General features: G+C 63.3%; 12 protein-coding genes. 7 read left to right on the top strand and 5 right to left on the bottom strand.

Features of this window, described 5'->3' with window-relative positions:
• Position 1: 1 nt before the first annotated feature.
• Genes AO064_RS23560 through AO064_RS23550 form a run of 3 tightly spaced genes read right to left on the bottom strand, consistent with a single transcriptional unit; the run spans position 2 to position 3,891 of the window.
• Complete coding sequence (locus AO064_RS23560) at positions 2 to 202, bottom strand: DUF1656 domain-containing protein (RefSeq protein ID WP_064054799.1); 201 nt, start codon at positions 200 to 202, stop codon at positions 2 to 4.
• Positions 192 to 2,369, bottom strand: coding sequence for an FUSC family protein (locus AO064_RS23555; RefSeq protein WP_043204810.1), 2,178 nt, complete (start codon positions 2,367 to 2,369; stop codon positions 192 to 194). The genes AO064_RS23560 and AO064_RS23555 overlap by 11 nt, the downstream gene beginning before the upstream one ends.
• A 10-nt stretch (positions 2,370 to 2,379) precedes the next feature.
• On the bottom strand, positions 2,380 to 3,891 hold the full coding sequence (locus AO064_RS23550) for an efflux transporter outer membrane subunit (protein WP_064054798.1): 1,512 nt from the start codon (positions 3,889 to 3,891) through the stop codon (positions 2,380 to 2,382).
• A 182-nt stretch (positions 3,892 to 4,073) separates the two neighbouring features.
• On the opposite strand from AO064_RS23550, the gene AO064_RS23545 reads away from it, so the two are divergent.
• The 5 genes from AO064_RS23545 to AO064_RS23525 all read left to right on the top strand — a co-directional run bounded on the left by AO064_RS23545 (position 4,074) and on the right by AO064_RS23525 (position 8,680).
• Positions 4,074 to 5,042 (top strand): LysR family transcriptional regulator, encoded by a 969-nt coding sequence (locus AO064_RS23545; protein ID WP_058422937.1) that lies wholly within the window; start codon positions 4,074 to 4,076, stop codon positions 5,040 to 5,042.
• A 214-nt stretch (positions 5,043 to 5,256) separates the two neighbouring features.
• Positions 5,257 to 6,231 (top strand): 2-hydroxyacid dehydrogenase, encoded by a 975-nt coding sequence (locus AO064_RS23540; RefSeq protein WP_012722314.1) that lies wholly within the window; start codon positions 5,257 to 5,259, stop codon positions 6,229 to 6,231.
• A gap of 208 nt (positions 6,232 to 6,439) precedes the next feature.
• Entirely contained in the window at positions 6,440 to 7,342 is a 903-nt protein-coding gene (locus AO064_RS23535; protein WP_012722313.1) for a chemotaxis protein CheV, read from the top strand.
• Positions 7,343 to 7,345: 3 nt separating this feature from the next.
• On the top strand, positions 7,346 to 7,828 hold the full coding sequence (locus AO064_RS23530) for a GNAT family N-acetyltransferase (RefSeq protein ID WP_012722312.1): 483 nt from the start codon (positions 7,346 to 7,348) through the stop codon (positions 7,826 to 7,828).
• 108 nt (positions 7,829 to 7,936) lie between these two features.
• Positions 7,937 to 8,680 (top strand): YkgJ family cysteine cluster protein, encoded by a 744-nt coding sequence (locus AO064_RS23525; RefSeq protein WP_064054797.1) that lies wholly within the window; start codon positions 7,937 to 7,939, stop codon positions 8,678 to 8,680.
• Between the two features lie 34 nt (positions 8,681 to 8,714).
• On the opposite strand, the gene AO064_RS23520 is transcribed toward AO064_RS23525, so the two are convergent.
• Both AO064_RS23520 and AO064_RS23515 read right to left on the bottom strand, forming a co-directional pair.
• Positions 8,715 to 9,485: an ABC transporter substrate-binding protein gene (locus AO064_RS23520; protein ID WP_046034344.1), complete on the bottom strand. Its 771-nt coding sequence runs from the start codon at positions 9,483 to 9,485 to the stop codon at positions 8,715 to 8,717.
• Positions 9,486 to 9,649: 164 nt separating this feature from the next.
• Entirely contained in the window at positions 9,650 to 9,883 is a 234-nt protein-coding gene (locus tag AO064_RS23515; RefSeq protein WP_064054796.1) for a hypothetical protein, read from the bottom strand.
• A gap of 214 nt (positions 9,884 to 10,097) precedes the next feature.
• On the opposite strand from AO064_RS23515, the gene AO064_RS23510 reads away from it, so the two are divergent.
• Entirely contained in the window at positions 10,098 to 11,264 is a 1,167-nt protein-coding gene (locus AO064_RS23510; RefSeq protein ID WP_064054795.1) for an efflux RND transporter periplasmic adaptor subunit, read from the top strand.
• A complete protein-coding gene (locus tag AO064_RS23505; RefSeq protein WP_064054794.1) occupies positions 11,261 to 14,356 on the top strand; it encodes a multidrug efflux RND transporter permease subunit in 3,096 nt (1,031 codons plus the stop codon). Before AO064_RS23510 ends, AO064_RS23505 begins: the two co-directional genes overlap by 4 nt.
• Position 14,357 lies beyond the last annotated feature (1 nt).

Below are 14,357 nucleotides of genomic sequence, written 5' to 3'. Positions count from 1 at the left end.
CTCAACGGTAAACGGTCAGCGCCAGGGCGCCGAACAGGCAAACGAACAGGCTCAGGCGCAGCAACGCCGGGTGCCAGAAAAAACGGTACAGGTCGAACCCGGCCAGGAAGCGGTCCAGCGCCCAGGCCAGGACGGCGGCGACCAAAAACATCAGGGTCATGGTCGGCATGTACACGCCGTGGAAGGCGATTTCACGAGGCATGCGTGGCTCCTTTGAGGGCCGCCAGGGGTGATTGCGGGTCGAGCAACGAGGTGCGGATAAAGTGCAGGTAACTCTTCACCCGGCGCAGCGCCGAGGTGTCGAAGTGCGGGGCGAAAGGTTCGTCGGTGGCCTGCACGCGGCTGATCGCATGGTCGACGGCAATCAAGCCACGCTCCAGGTTGCTGGCGCTGGGTTGCAGGAATAGCCGCACCAGCGAACGGCCCATCACCCGGATCGCCTGGCGCCAGGGCTGGGATTCGGCGTACGCCGGGTGCACCGGCAAAATCGCCTGCTCCTTGCGCAGCTCGATGATCGCGTGGCCGACTTCCAGCACCACAAACATCCAGCGCAGCAAGTCACGCTGCACCTGCGGCTGGCCGACCGCGAGGCCGTAGGCCTGGTGCAGCAGGTCGCGGGTGCGGCTTTCAAAACTTGAAGCCAGGCCCTTGAGCTTGCCGCTGATCGCATACACCACCTGCTCACGCAGGTCCTGCTCCAACCGGCGCCACAGCCAGCGGCTGTTGGGCGGCAGGATGATCGCACCCGCCGCCGCGCACACCAGCATGCCGATGACCATGGCGATGTAGTCGTTGATAAAGGTGTAGGGGTTGTAGACCGTGAGGTTGTCCGGCACCGAACCGGTGCTGAAAAAGATCAGCAGGCCGACGCCGACGCCCGCGTATTGCGGCCGCGAGGCGAGGAACGCGCCACAGATGATCACCGGGGCGAGCATCACGCACAGCAGCGGGAAGCCGTCGATCCAGGGGAACACGAAGAACATTTCGATAAAGCCCACCAGCGCGCCGATCAAGGTGCCGCAGGCCATCTGGAAGGCCATGCGCTTGGGGTTGGGCGTCGCGGCGGACAGGCCGACAGTCGCGGCGGCGATCAAGGTCATGGTCGCGCCGCTGGGCCAGGCGGTGGCCACCCAATAACTGCCGAGCACGATCAGGATGAAAGACGCGCGAATCCCCGAGGCGGCGCAGGCCAGCCAGTTGGTTTTGGGGATAAAGGTTTCGTCCCACTGCTCGCGCGCATGGCTGTGGTCGGCCAGGGAAGCGTGGGTTTGCGCATAGTTGTGCAGGTCATCGACGAAGCGATACAGCAGTTCGTAGGCCGTGTGGAAATCCAGTTGCTCGGCTTCGGTGGGGTCTGCTTCCTGGAAGGCCGCACGCAGGCTGCGGACCTTGGCCGGCAGACCGTCCTTGTAGGCGCTCAGCGCGTTGACCAGGCGCGCCGCGTCGGGGCTGGTGAGCGCGCGACCGGAAAAGCCGTCGAGCACTTCGGCAAGGTCTTGCAGGCCGGGTTTGATCGCCGCCACCACATGGTCCGCCTCGTCCGTGCGCAGCCGTTCAAGCAACTGGTGCAAGGCATTGAAGCGCGTGGTGATGCTCATGAATTCGCTGTTGAGGCGACTGAGCCGGCCATTGCGCCGACGCATATGCGGGTCTTCAAACACCGTGACACTGCGCAGCCCTTCCAGGCCCACGGCTTCGGCGATAAAGCGCACGTTGCTCGCCTCGAACCCTTCACGCTGGCTGCGCCCGCGCAGGCCATCGGTGACGAACAGCGCGAACACGCCAAAGCGTTGGTACAAGGCGTTGCGCATCGCAGCGCTGCTGGTTTGCGGCAGGATCGCGGCGCTGACCAGGGTGGCGCACAGAATCCCCAAGGAGATTTCCAGCACCCGCCACACCGCCGCCATAAAGGCGCCATCCGGATGCGCCAGGGCCGGCAGGCCAACCATCGCCGCGGTATAGCCGGCCAGCACGAAGCCATAGGCGCGGAAGTTGCGGTTGCGCGTCGCGCCGGCGGTGCAGATGCCGACCCAGATCGCCAGCGCGCCAAGGAACAACTCGGTGTTCTGCGCAAACAAGGCAATCAACAGCACCATCACCGCCGACCCCGCCAGGGTGCCGAGGAAACGATAGAAGCTCTTGGCAAACACCTGGCCGCTCTGCGGTTGCATCACGATAAACACCGTGATCATCGCCGTGCGCGGCTGCGGCAGTTCCAGGCGCATGGCCAACCACAGCGTGAGGAAGGCAGCGACCAGCACCTTGAAGATATACACCCAGGTCACGCCGTCACTGCGTGCCCAGTCGAAAAAACCACGGCGCCACTCAAGGGAATGCAGCCAGCGCAGCGGTGCAGGCAAGGAAGTCATCACATCCTACTCAGTGATCGAATACGGCAAGTGCCGCCGGGGTCTTGCTCGGGAGGATCTGGGCGGGTGGCGGTACATCGTTGCCGGCATCGAGCCCCCCGCCCAAGGCCGTGACCAGTTCAGCGTGGGCGCTCAAGCGAGCGGCCTGTACCTGTTGCTCGACCTGCTGCTGGCGGAACAGCAAGGTCTGGGCGTTCAGCACATTGAGGTAATCCGTGAGGCCGCGCTGGTAGGCGATCATCGCGATGTCGTAGGTCTTTTGCGCCGAGGCCACCGACTGCGCGGCGAAGACAGATTGCTTGTCCATCGATTCGCGGCGGATCAACTGATCGCTGATGCCCTTGAGGGCATTGACCAGGGTCTGGTTGTACCGGGCGACGGCGATGTCATAACCGGCGCTGGCTTCGCCCAGTTCCGCACGCAGGCGGCCACCGTCGAAGATCGGCAAGGTGATCGCCGGACCAACGTTATAGTTGAATTTCTTGCCCGCCAGGAACGCCAGCATACCGCCGCCGGTGGCCATGTAGCCGAGGCTGCCGACCAGGTCGACGTTGGGGTAGAAACCGGCGTGGACGACATCGATGCCACGGGCCTGGGCCGCGACTTGCCAGCGGCTGGCGACCACATCCGGGCGTTGGCCGAGCAATTGCGCGGGCAGGCTCGACGGCAATTTCAACGGTGCGGCCAACGACAGCGTAGGACGTTGCAATTGCGCCCCCGCCCCCGGACCTTTGCCCGCCAACGCCGCCAGTTGGTTACGGCTCAGGGCGATTTCTTCGTCCAGGGCGTCCAGTTGACGATGGGTTTCCGGCAGCGGTGTTTCGGCCTGGCTGACGTCAAAATGGGTGCCCAGCCCGGCATTCAGGCGCTTATTGGCCAAGTCGAGAATCTGCTGCTGCTGCGCCAGCGTGGCCGCGACGATATCGCGGTTGGCGTAGTGCAACGACAGCTGGATATAGGCGCGGACCACGTTGTTCTGCAATTCGAGCTGGGCCTGGCGCGCTTCGGCGGCGCTCATGTGCGCCAGGTCGACGGCACGTTCGGTGGCATTGCTTTCACGTCCCCACAGGTCGAGGGCATAGCTCAGGCCCAGGGAAGCATTGTTGTCCCAGGTGTTGGCACCGCTCAGTTCGCCGGGGCCATAGAACTGATCCTTAGGCCAGTTGTGGCGCTTGAGGGTGGTGTCGCTGTTGATCTGCAACGACTCGGCCGACTCGGCGATCCCGGCCATGGCCCGCGCCTCCCGCACCCGAGCGGCGGCCATGGCCATGCTTGGGCTGTGTTGGGTCGCGAGGTCGACCCAGCGGTTCAATTGCGGGTCGCCGTAGGCTTGCCACCAGTGCGCGGCGGGCCAGTGGGCGTCCTGGGCGGCGCTCTGGATCGCTTCGTCGGTGGCCAGTGTGCTGGCGTTGAGGGACTGGCCTTGGGGGGCGATTCCTCCGGTTCCGATGCAGCCGCTGATTGCTAACGATAAAGCCCAGACACTGAGAGCCTTCAACTCTCTGTTGATGCGACGCGGCACTGCTGCGAATTCCTGAGGTGGTGGTGCGGGGAGAGGTGGCGCAATTCTAGGGGGCGACATGGGGAACGATAAGCTGGCATTCCTGTGAATCTTTGTTACCGTTCAGGCGATAATCCGTTGGTAGGGATCACTGGACGGCGTAACTTTCTGTCACAATTTGCTATCTCCCCTGAGAACACTCCATGGACACTTTGCAAAACATGCGCGCCTTCAGTTGCGTGGCCGAGGCAGGCAGCTTCACCGCCGCCGCCGTGCAACTGGATACCACCACTGCCAACGTCTCGCGCGCGGTCTCCAACCTTGAGGCCCATCTGCAAACCCGCTTGTTGAACCGAACGACACGACGCATCGCGCTGACCGAAGCCGGCAAACGCTATTTGCTGCGCTGTGAGCAGATCCTCGCCTACGTCGAGGAAGCCGAGGCGGAGGCCAGCGACGCCCATGCACGCCCTGCCGGGCAGCTGAAAGTGCACACCATGACCGGTATCGGCCAGCATTTCGTCATCGACGCCATCGCCCGCTATCGCCGCACCCACCCGGACGTCACCTTCGACCTGACCCTGGCCAACCGTGTGCCGGACTTGCTCGATGAGGGCTACGACGTGTCCATCGTGCTGGCCAGCGAACTGCCGGACTCGGGCTTCGTGTCCCAGCGCCTGGGCATCACCTACAGCATTGCCTGTGCCTCGCCGGACTACGTCAAGGCCAAGGGCTGCGCCCATCGCCCCAATGACTTGCTCAACCACGCCTGCCTGCGCCTGGTCAGCCCAGTGATCCAGCTCGACAAGTGGACCTTCAACGGCCCCGAAGGCCAGGAAAGCGTAGCGATCAACACCTCACCCTTCCTGGTGAACTCGGCCGATGCGATGAAAACCGCGATCACCAGCGGCATGGGCATCGGCCTGCTGCCGGTGTACGCCGCGATCGAAGGCCTGCGCAACGGCACCCTGGTGCGGGTGATGCCCAACTACCGCTCCCAGGAGTTGAACCTGTACGCCATCTACCCGTCGCGCCAGTACCTGGATGCGAAGATCAAGACGTGGGTGGAATACCTGCGTGGCTCGCTGCCGGAGATCCTGGCGGCGCACCAGGCGGAGCTGGTGGCGTATGAGTTGAGCGGCAGCCTCAGCGGCGCGCGCCTGGCGAACTGAGTGCTACCAGACGAGTCAGGTCAACGGTGGGAGGGGGCTTGCTCCCGATAGCAATAGGTCAGTCACCACATGAATTGACTGATCCACCGCTATCGGGAGCAAGCCCCCTCCCACATTTGTCCCCTGCCCACTTTAGGCCTGAGGCGTCCTGACAATTGTCGGCAGGAATGTTAGCGTGCTTGGCATTCTTCCGTAGTCGATGAGCCCGCCTGCAATGAAAAAGACTGTCCTCGCTTTCAGCCGCGTCACCCCGGAAATGATCGAACGCCTGCAACAGGATTTCGAGGTGATCGCGCCCAACCCCAAGCTGGGCGACATCAACGCGCAATTCAATGAAGCCCTGCCCCACGCGCACGGCCTGATCGGCGTGGGTCGCAAGCTGGGCCGCGAGCAGTTGCAAGGCGCGAGCAAGCTGGAAGTGGTGTCCAGCGTGTCGGTGGGCTACGACAACTATGACGTGGCGTACTTCAACGAACGCGGGATCATGCTCACCAACACCCCCGACGTCCTCACCGAAAGCACCGCCGACCTGGCCTTTGCCCTGCTGATGAGCAGCGCACGCCGTGTGGCCGAGCTGGACGCCTGGACCAAGGCCGGCCAGTGGAAAGCCAGCGTCGGCGCGCCGTTGTTCGGTTGCGATGTGCATGGCAAGACGCTGGGCATCGTCGGCATGGGCAACATCGGCGCGGCCGTGGCCCGGCGTGGACGGTTGGGTTTCAATATGCCGATCCTCTACAGCGGCAACAGCCGCAAGCCGGCGCTGGAGCAGGAACTGGGCGCGCAATTGCGTAGCCTGGATGAACTGCTGGCCGAGGCGGATTTCGTCTGCCTGGTGGTGCCGTTGAGCGATAAGACCCGTCACCTGATCAGCACCCGCGAGCTGGGGCTGATGAAGTCCAGCGCGATCCTGATCAACATTTCTCGTGGCCCGGTGGTCGACGAACCGGCGCTGATCGACGCCCTGCAAAGCCAGCGCATCCGTGGCGCGGGGCTGGATGTGTATGAACAGGAGCCGCTGGCCGAGTCACCGCTGTTCCAGCTGAGCAACGCCGTGACCCTGCCGCACATCGGCTCGGCCACCCACGAAACCCGTGAAGCCATGGCCAACCGCGCCCTCGACAACCTGCGCAGCGCGCTGCTGGGCCAGCGTCCGCAGGACCTGGTGAACCCGCAGGTGTGGAAGGGCTAACCCATGCCCCTTGTGGAATGGGGCTTGTGTGGGAGCCGGCTTGCCTGCGATAGCATCACCCCGGTGCGACTGAAAGACCGAGGTGCCTGCATCGCAGGCAAGCCAGCGCCCACACACACCCATCCCGACACAAAATCCGGTTAAAGCCTGGCCTCCCCAAGTCGATAACCCTCTATAGATCGTCATCCCTGATCCACAGAAGGTTTTTATGTCCACCACCAAAGCCCGCGCAGACTCACTCTCGCTTCTGCTCTTTACCTTGCGCAGTGGCAAGCTGATGGCGATCAACCTGCTGAAAGTCAGCGAAATCATCCCATGCCCGCCGCTGACCAAGCTGCCGGAGTCCCACCCGCATGTCAAAGGCATCGCCACCCTGCGCGGTAACTCGCTGGCGGTGATCGACCTGAGCCGCGCCCTGGGGGAAATGCCGCTGGCAGACCCGGACGGCGGCTGCCTGATCGTCACCGATGTGAGCCGCTCCAAGCAGGGTTTGCATGTGCAGGCGGTGAGCAAGATCGTGCATTGCCTGACCACCGACATCCGCCCGCCGCCCTATGGATCCGGCGGTAACCGCGCGTTTATTACCGGGGTCACCCAGGTAGAAGGCGGCCTGGTGCAGGTGCTGGATATCGAAAAAGTCATCCACGGCATCGCGCCGGCACCAATTGAAGCGGCGCCGACCGACCTGACCATGGAAGAGGCCGAAGTGCTCGGCAACGCGCGCATCCTGGTGGTGGACGACAGCCAGGTCGCCCTGCAACAGTCCGTTCACACCCTGCGCAACCTCGGCCTCACCTGCCACACCGCGCGCAGTGCCAAGGAAGCCATCGACGTGCTGCTGGAACTGCAAGGCACCGCCGAGCAGATCAACGTGGTGGTGTCGGACATCGAGATGTCGGAAATGGACGGCTACGCCCTCACCCGCACCTTGCGCGAAACCCCGGATTTCCAGCACCTCTATGTGTTGCTGCACACCTCCTTGGACAGTGCGATGAACAGCGAAAAGGCGCGCCTGGCGGGTGCCGACTCGGTACTGACCAAATTCTCGTCGCCGGAGCTGACCAAGTGCCTGGTGATCGCCGCCCAGACCGTGGCACAGAAAGGCCTGTAACCGGTGACCGAGTATTACCAGCTGTTGCGCCGCGACCTCACCGGCAGCCTGCCCGCCCCCCAGTGGCCGGCCGGCACGCAGTTGGATCATTACCGCGACGACCTGGCCCCGGCGATTCATGCCGTGTTGCGCCTCGCTCAGGACCAGGGCGGCGGTCGTGTGCCCAACCTGGAAACCTGGCAGCAGCGGTTCACCACCGATGCCGAGTTCGACCCCACACTGTGCCTGGTAGCGAGCAACGACGAAGGCGTTCTCGCCGTGGCGCAGTGCTGGACCAGCGCCTTTATCAAGCACCTCTGCGTTCACCCCTGCGCCCAGGGCCAGGGATTGGGCCGCGCGTTGCTGCTGCACAGCTTCCAGGCGTTCAAGCAGCGCGGCGAGCCCTATGTGGACCTTAAGGTGCGGGAGAGCAACCTGCGTGCCCGGCAGTTGTATGAAAGCGCGGGCATGCGATTTGTCCTACGCGATGCAGTGCCTGAGGGCTGACAGGCACTGGCGTATAACTTGCTTCCAGAGAACTGAAACGGTGAACAGAGGTAAAAACCCGTCACTGTTCCTGCGTGCCCTCTGACCTAGCCTGGTGACAGATCCGCCATGAATACTCGATTTTCCTGCGTCGGTTGCGGCAAATGCTGCTCCGACCATCACGTGCCCCTGACCCTCGACGAGGCCCGCCAGTGGGCGGCGGACGGCGGCAATGTCATCGTTCTGGCGGAGGGTTTCCTGGGCAATGGCCTGGGCCTGCCCGAGCAGCAACGTGAACATGCCGAACGCCGTTCGGTGGTCGTGCCCAGTGGCACTACCGAAGCGTTTGTGGCAATCACCTTTGCCGCCTACAACGCCGGACGCTGCCGGAATCTTGACGAAGACAACCTGTGCCGCATCTATGAGCGTCGCCCGTTGGTGTGCCGCATCTACCCGATGGAGATCAACCCGCATATCCCGCTGAATCCCGCCGCCAAGGATTGCCCGCCGGAATCCTGGGAGCAGGGCCCGGCGCTGATCGTCGGCGGTGAGCTGATGGACCAGGAATTGGCGCAGTTGATCCAACGCTCACGCCAGGCCGACCGCGATGACGTGCAGACCAAAGAGGCGGTGTGCGCCCTGCTGGGCATTCGCACCACGGCGCTCAAGGGTGATGGGTTTACCGCTTACCTGCCGGACATGGGCCTGTTTGCCCAGGCGATTGAGTTGGCGCTGGCTCAACCGTCCGTGGCCAATGAGTGGGTGTTCCATGTATCGGGGATGGACATTGCCGAACAGGTGCTGGATGCCGGGGCGCAGATTGCGACCGAGGTGCCGGCCAACTATGCGTTTATCCCTCTGCGGGCGGCGTAGGGCTGACTGGCCGCTTCGCGAGCACATCGAGCCATCACGGCACCTCCAGACGATAAGGCGCAAGGATCCGCTGGTACTCACCATTGTGTTTAAGCTGTTCGAGGGCGCGGTTAAGTTCGGCACGCAACGCCGTATCGGTGGTGCGCAGCCCGATTGCCACGCCGTGGCCCAGCAACTCAGCGGAAACGGCGGGGCCGAGGAAGTCGAAATCCTGGCCCGCCGGGGTGTCGAGCAACGCGTCGCGGATTTCCACGGTGCCCTGCAGGGTCGCATCGATGTCGCCTGCCACCAGGCTGCGGACCAGTTCGTCGTTGAGCCAGAAGCGCTTGATGATCACGCCCTTGGGCGCCCATTGCGATCGGGCAAAGGCTTCGCGATTACTCCCCAGCAATACGCCGACGCGCTTGCCCTTGAGCGACGCTGGCGTCGGCATCAGCCCGGAGGATCGGCGCGCGACCAGGCGCGTGGTGAAGGGATAGAGGTTATCGGTGAAGCTCACCCAGCGCTGACGCTGAGGCGTGGGGGCAATGCCGATGATTGCATCGAATTGCAGGGCATCAAGGTCTTTGAAGTTTTCGACCAGCACCTGGTCGACCCAGGTACAGCGCACATTCAGTTGCTGGCAAAGGGCGTTGCCCAGCTCGATATTCAGACCGACCAACTGCCCTTGCGGGTTGCGGCTCTGGAAGGGGGGAAAGTGCGCGGCAACGGCAAAGCGGATTTCGCGCCGAGGTTGATCAATGCCAGCAACGGCATCGACCGCGAGCAACAGGACAAGCGCTACACAGAGGTGTATCGGGGCCACAGGAAACGTCCTTTTCCGGAAAGAGCGCCCTTGACTCCACCCCGGTAAAAAATCGGAGCAGAGCGCAAGCTGTGCAAGCTTTCAAGAAACGATCGCAGGCCCACAAGCAGAAATATCAACGGACGCTGTAGGCAACATCCTGCAAATATTACAGCTGATTATTCTTAACGTTTACCCATGGAACGGCGAGTTCCCGGTGGCGCCATGCCCGGGCTCTTGGTATGGCCGTTCTTGGCGCCGTTCTTGTACCAGGGCTGGGCGGCATTTTTGGCCCCGGCCAGTTCACCCGGCTTGAAGGGAAACTTGAACGCCGGGATCTCGGCTTTTTCAACGCCGTCGGCGCTGGCCGGATCGACGAGGTCGGTCGCTTCAACAGGGGGTTGTGTCGGGGAAGTCATGAAAGCTCCGGAGCGTGCAAAAAATGACGCGGGACCGGCTTGCGGGCCTCGCTGGCGCGCAGTATACCTGCCCGCCTTGGATCTTTAACCACCGCCTGTACGAATGGTCGACCTTTACTGACAGCGCTGTCAGTTAGCAGTCACTTTGCTGACCGGGTTGACGGGCTATAAAGGCTCCACTTTCCTCCAATCCTTTGCCCTGGCGCCTCACCCCATGCAAATTCAACGAAAAACCGCCCTGATCGTGGGTGTCCTCGTGGTGCTGGCGATTGCAGCCTGGGCATTGACCCGCCCGGCCAAGAGCAAACTGGCGGCGCCCACTGCGATTCCGGTGCGGGTGGTGAGCGTGGCGCAGCAGGATATTCCGCGTTTTGTCAGTGGGATCGGCACCGTGTTGTCCTTGCACAGCGTGGTCATACGCCCGCAAGTGGACGGCATTCTCACCCAATTGCTGGTCAAGGAAGGCCAACGGGTCAAGGCCGGCGACCTGCTGGCGAGCATCGATGACCGTTCGATCCGTGCCAGCCTCGACCAGGCCAAGGCGCAACTGGGCGAGAGCCAGGCCCAGTTGCAGGTGGCGCTGGTCAACCTCAAGCGCTACAAGGCGTTGAGCGTCGACGATGGCGTGTCCAAGCAGACCTATGACCAGCAACAAGCCCTGGTCAACCAGCTCAAGGCCACCGCCCAAGGCAACCAGGCCGCGATCGATTCGGCTCAAGTGCAACTGTCCTATACCCAGATTCGCTCGCCGGTCAGCGGTCGCGTGGGTATTCGCACCGTGGACGAAGGTAACTTCCTACGCACCAGCGATGCCCAGGGCCTGTTCTCGGTCACCCAGATCGACCCGATTGCCGTCGAGTTCTCCCTGCCGCAGCAGATGCTGCCCACCCTGCAAGGCTTGATCGCAGCGCCCACAAAGGCCAGCGTCGATGCCTACATGGGCGCCGACACCGACGGCCAGACCGGCGACCTGCTCGGCGAAGGCCACTTGAGCCTGATCGACAACCAGATCAGTTCCACCACCGGCACCCTGCGTGCCAAGGCTGAATTCAGCAACGCCTCGCAACGCCTGTGGCCGGGGCAATTGGTGACCATCAAGATTCAGACCGCCCTCGACAAAAACGCGCTGGTGGTGCCGTCGACGGTGGTGCAACGCGGCCTGGATTCGCACTTTGTGTACCGGGTCAACGGTGACAAGGTCGACGTGGTGCCGGTGCAGGTCACCTACCAAGACAGCGACGTGAACATCATCAAGGGTGTGCAGGCCGGCGATGTGCTGGTCAGTGACGGCCAGTCGCGGCTCAAGGCCGGGGCCCAGGTGGAGGTGCTCAAGGAGCCGCCGCAGGTGATCCAGACCGTCGACGCCAAGGTGCAGCCATGAGCGGCAGCCGCTCGCCGTCGGCCTGGTGCGTCGACCACCCGGTCGCCACCCTGCTGCTGACCTTCGCCCTGGTGCTGCTGGGAATGATTGCCTTCCCGCGCCTGGCCATCGCCCCACTGCCGGAAGCGGAATTTCCGACGATCCAGGTCAGCGCCACCCTGCCCGGCGCCAGCCCGGACACCATGGCCTCATCCGTGGCCACGCCGTTGGAGGTGCAATTCAGCGCCATCCCCGGCATGACCCAGATGACCTCCAGCAGCGCCTTGGGCTCCAGCCTCCTGACCCTGCAATTTACCCTCAACAAGAGCATCGACACCGCCGCGCAAGAAGTGCAGGCGGCGATCAATACTGCGTCCGGCAAGTTGCCCAGCGATATGCCGAGCCTGCCGACCTGGAAGAAGGTCAACCCGGCGGACAGCCCGGTGCTGATCCTCAGCGTCAGTTCCGACAGCATGCCCAGTACCGAGCTGAGCGACTACGTGGAAACCCTGCTGGCCCGGCAGATCAGCCAGATCGACGGCGTCGGCCAGATCAACATCACCGGCCAACAACGCCCGGCGATCCGCGTACAGGCCTCCCCCGACAAACTGGCTGCCATCGGCTTGACCCTGGCCGATATCCGCCTGGCCATCCAGCAATCGAGCCTCAACCTGGCCAAGGGCGCGATCTACGGCGAAAACAGCGTGTCGACCCTGTCGACCAACGACCAGTTGTTCCTCCCCGAGGATTACGCGCAGTTGATTGTGTCCTACAAGGATGGCGCGCCGGTTCAACTGCGCGATATCGCCAAGGTCGTCAACGGTTCGGAAAACGCCTACGTGCAGGCCTGGTCCGGCGACACGCCGGGGGTCAACCTGGTGATCTCGCGCCAGCCCGGCGCGAATATCGTCGAGACCGTGGACCGTATTCAAGCCGAGCTGCCGCGCCTGCAAGGCATGCTGCCGGCCTCGGTGCAGGTCAGCGTGTTGACCGACCGCACCAAGACCATTCGCGCATCGCTGCATGAAGTCGAAGTGACCCTGCTGATCGCGATCCTGCTGGTGGTGGCGGTGATGGCGCTGTTCCTGCGCCAGTTGTCGGCGACGCTGATTGTGTCCAGCGTGCTCGGTGTGTCACTGGTGGCCAGCTTTGCCCTGATGTACCTGATGGGCTTCAGCCTGAACAACCTGACCCTGGTGGCGATCGTGATCTCCGTGGGGTTTGTGGTGGACGATGCGATCGTTGTGGTGGAGAACATTCACCGTCACTTGGAAGCCGGGCTGGGCCAACGCGAAGCGGCGATCAAGGGCGCCGGCGAGATTGGTTTTACCGTGGTGTCCATCAGCTTCTCGCTGGTGGCGGCGTTTATCCCGCTGCTGTTCATGGGGGGTGTGGTCGGGCGGTTGTTCAAGGAATTTGCGCTGACCGCCACCTCGACCATCCTGATTTCGGTGGTGGTCTCGCTGACGCTGGCACCGACATTGGCCGCGCTGTTCATGCGTGCGCCGACCCACACCACCCACGACAAACCCGGCTTCAGCGAGCGCCTGCTGGCTGGTTACGCGCGCAACCTGCGCCGTGCCCTGGCCCATCAACGCAGCATGGCGGCGATCTTCCTGGTGACCCTCGCCCTGGCCGTGGTTGGCTACGTGTTCATCCCCAAGGGTTTCTTCCCGGTGCAAGACACCGGTTTTGTGCTCGGCACCAGCGAAGCGGCGGCCGATGTGTCGTACCCCGACATGGTCGCCAAGCACAAGGCGCTGGCCGAGATCGTCAAGGACGACCCGGCGGTGCAAGCGTTTTCTCACTCGGTAGGCGTGACCGGCAGCAACCAGACCATCGCCAACGGCCGCTTCTGGATCGCGCTGAAGGATCGCGGTGATCGCGATGTGTCCGCCAGCCAGTTCATCGACCGCATCCGGCCGAAACTGGCCAAGGTGCCGGGCATCGTGCTGTACCTGCGCGCCGGCCAGGACATCAACTTGAGTTCGGGCCCCAGCCGCGCCCAGTACCAATACGTACTCAAGAGCAACGACGGCCCGACGCTGAACACCTGGACCCAGCGCCTCACCGAAAAACTGCGCGCCAACCCCGCGTTTCGCGACCTGTCCAACGACCTGCAACTGGGCGGCAGCATCACCCACATCAGCATCGACCGTCAGGCCGCCGCACGTTTCGGCCTGACCGCCACCGATGTCGACCAGGCGCTGTACGACGCCTTCGGCCAACGGCAGATCAACGAATTCCAGACCGAGATCAACCAGTACCAAGTGGTGCTGGAACTGGACACTCAACAACGCGGCAAAGCCGAAAGCCTGAATTACTTCTACCTGCGGTCGCCGCTGACCAACGAGATGGTGCCGCTGTCGGCACTGGCCAAGGTCGATCCACCGACGGTGGGGCCCTTGTCCATCAGCCATGACGGCATGTTCCCGGCGGCCAACCTGTCGTTCAACCTGGCGCCCGGCGTGGCGCTGGGCGATGCGGTGATCATGCTCAACCAGGCCAAGAATGAAATCGGCATGCCCACCACCATCATCGGCAACTTCCAGGGCGCGGCCCAGGCGTTCCAGAGTTCGTTGGCCAGCCAGCCGTGGCTGATCCTGGCGGCGCTGGTGGCGGTCTACATCATCCTCGGTGTGCTGTATGAGAGTTTTGTGCACCCGCTGACGATCATTTCCACCTTGCCATCTGCTGGGTTGGGCGCACTGATCATGCTGTCGCTGATGGGCCAGGACTTTTCGATCATGGCGCTGATCGGCCTGGTGCTGCTGATCGGGATCGTCAAGAAGAACGGCATCCTGATGATCGACTTTGCCCTGGACGCCCAGCGCGTCAGGGGCCTGTCGCCGGAGGATGCGATCTATGAAGCCTGCGTCACGCGGTTCCGGCCGATCATCATGACCACCCTCGCCGCCCTGCTCGGCGCCGTGCCGCTGATGCTCGGCGCCGGCCCCGGCGCGGAAATGCGCCAGCCGCTGGGTATCGCGGTCGTCGGCGGACTGCTGGTGAGCCAGGCGCTGACGCTGTTCACTACGCCGGTCATATACTTGTACCTGGAGAAGTTTTTCCACCGGCCCACACCGACGCCTGCGTTGGCAACCACAGATTGAG

Origin of the sequence: Pseudomonas marginalis (genome assembly GCF_001645105.1) — a bacterium.
In the GTDB taxonomy this organism is placed as follows: domain Bacteria; phylum Pseudomonadota; class Gammaproteobacteria; order Pseudomonadales; family Pseudomonadaceae; genus Aquipseudomonas; species Aquipseudomonas petroselini.
Note: the sequence above shows the minus strand (reverse complement) of the source record. Positions and strands in the feature narration are given on the sequence as shown.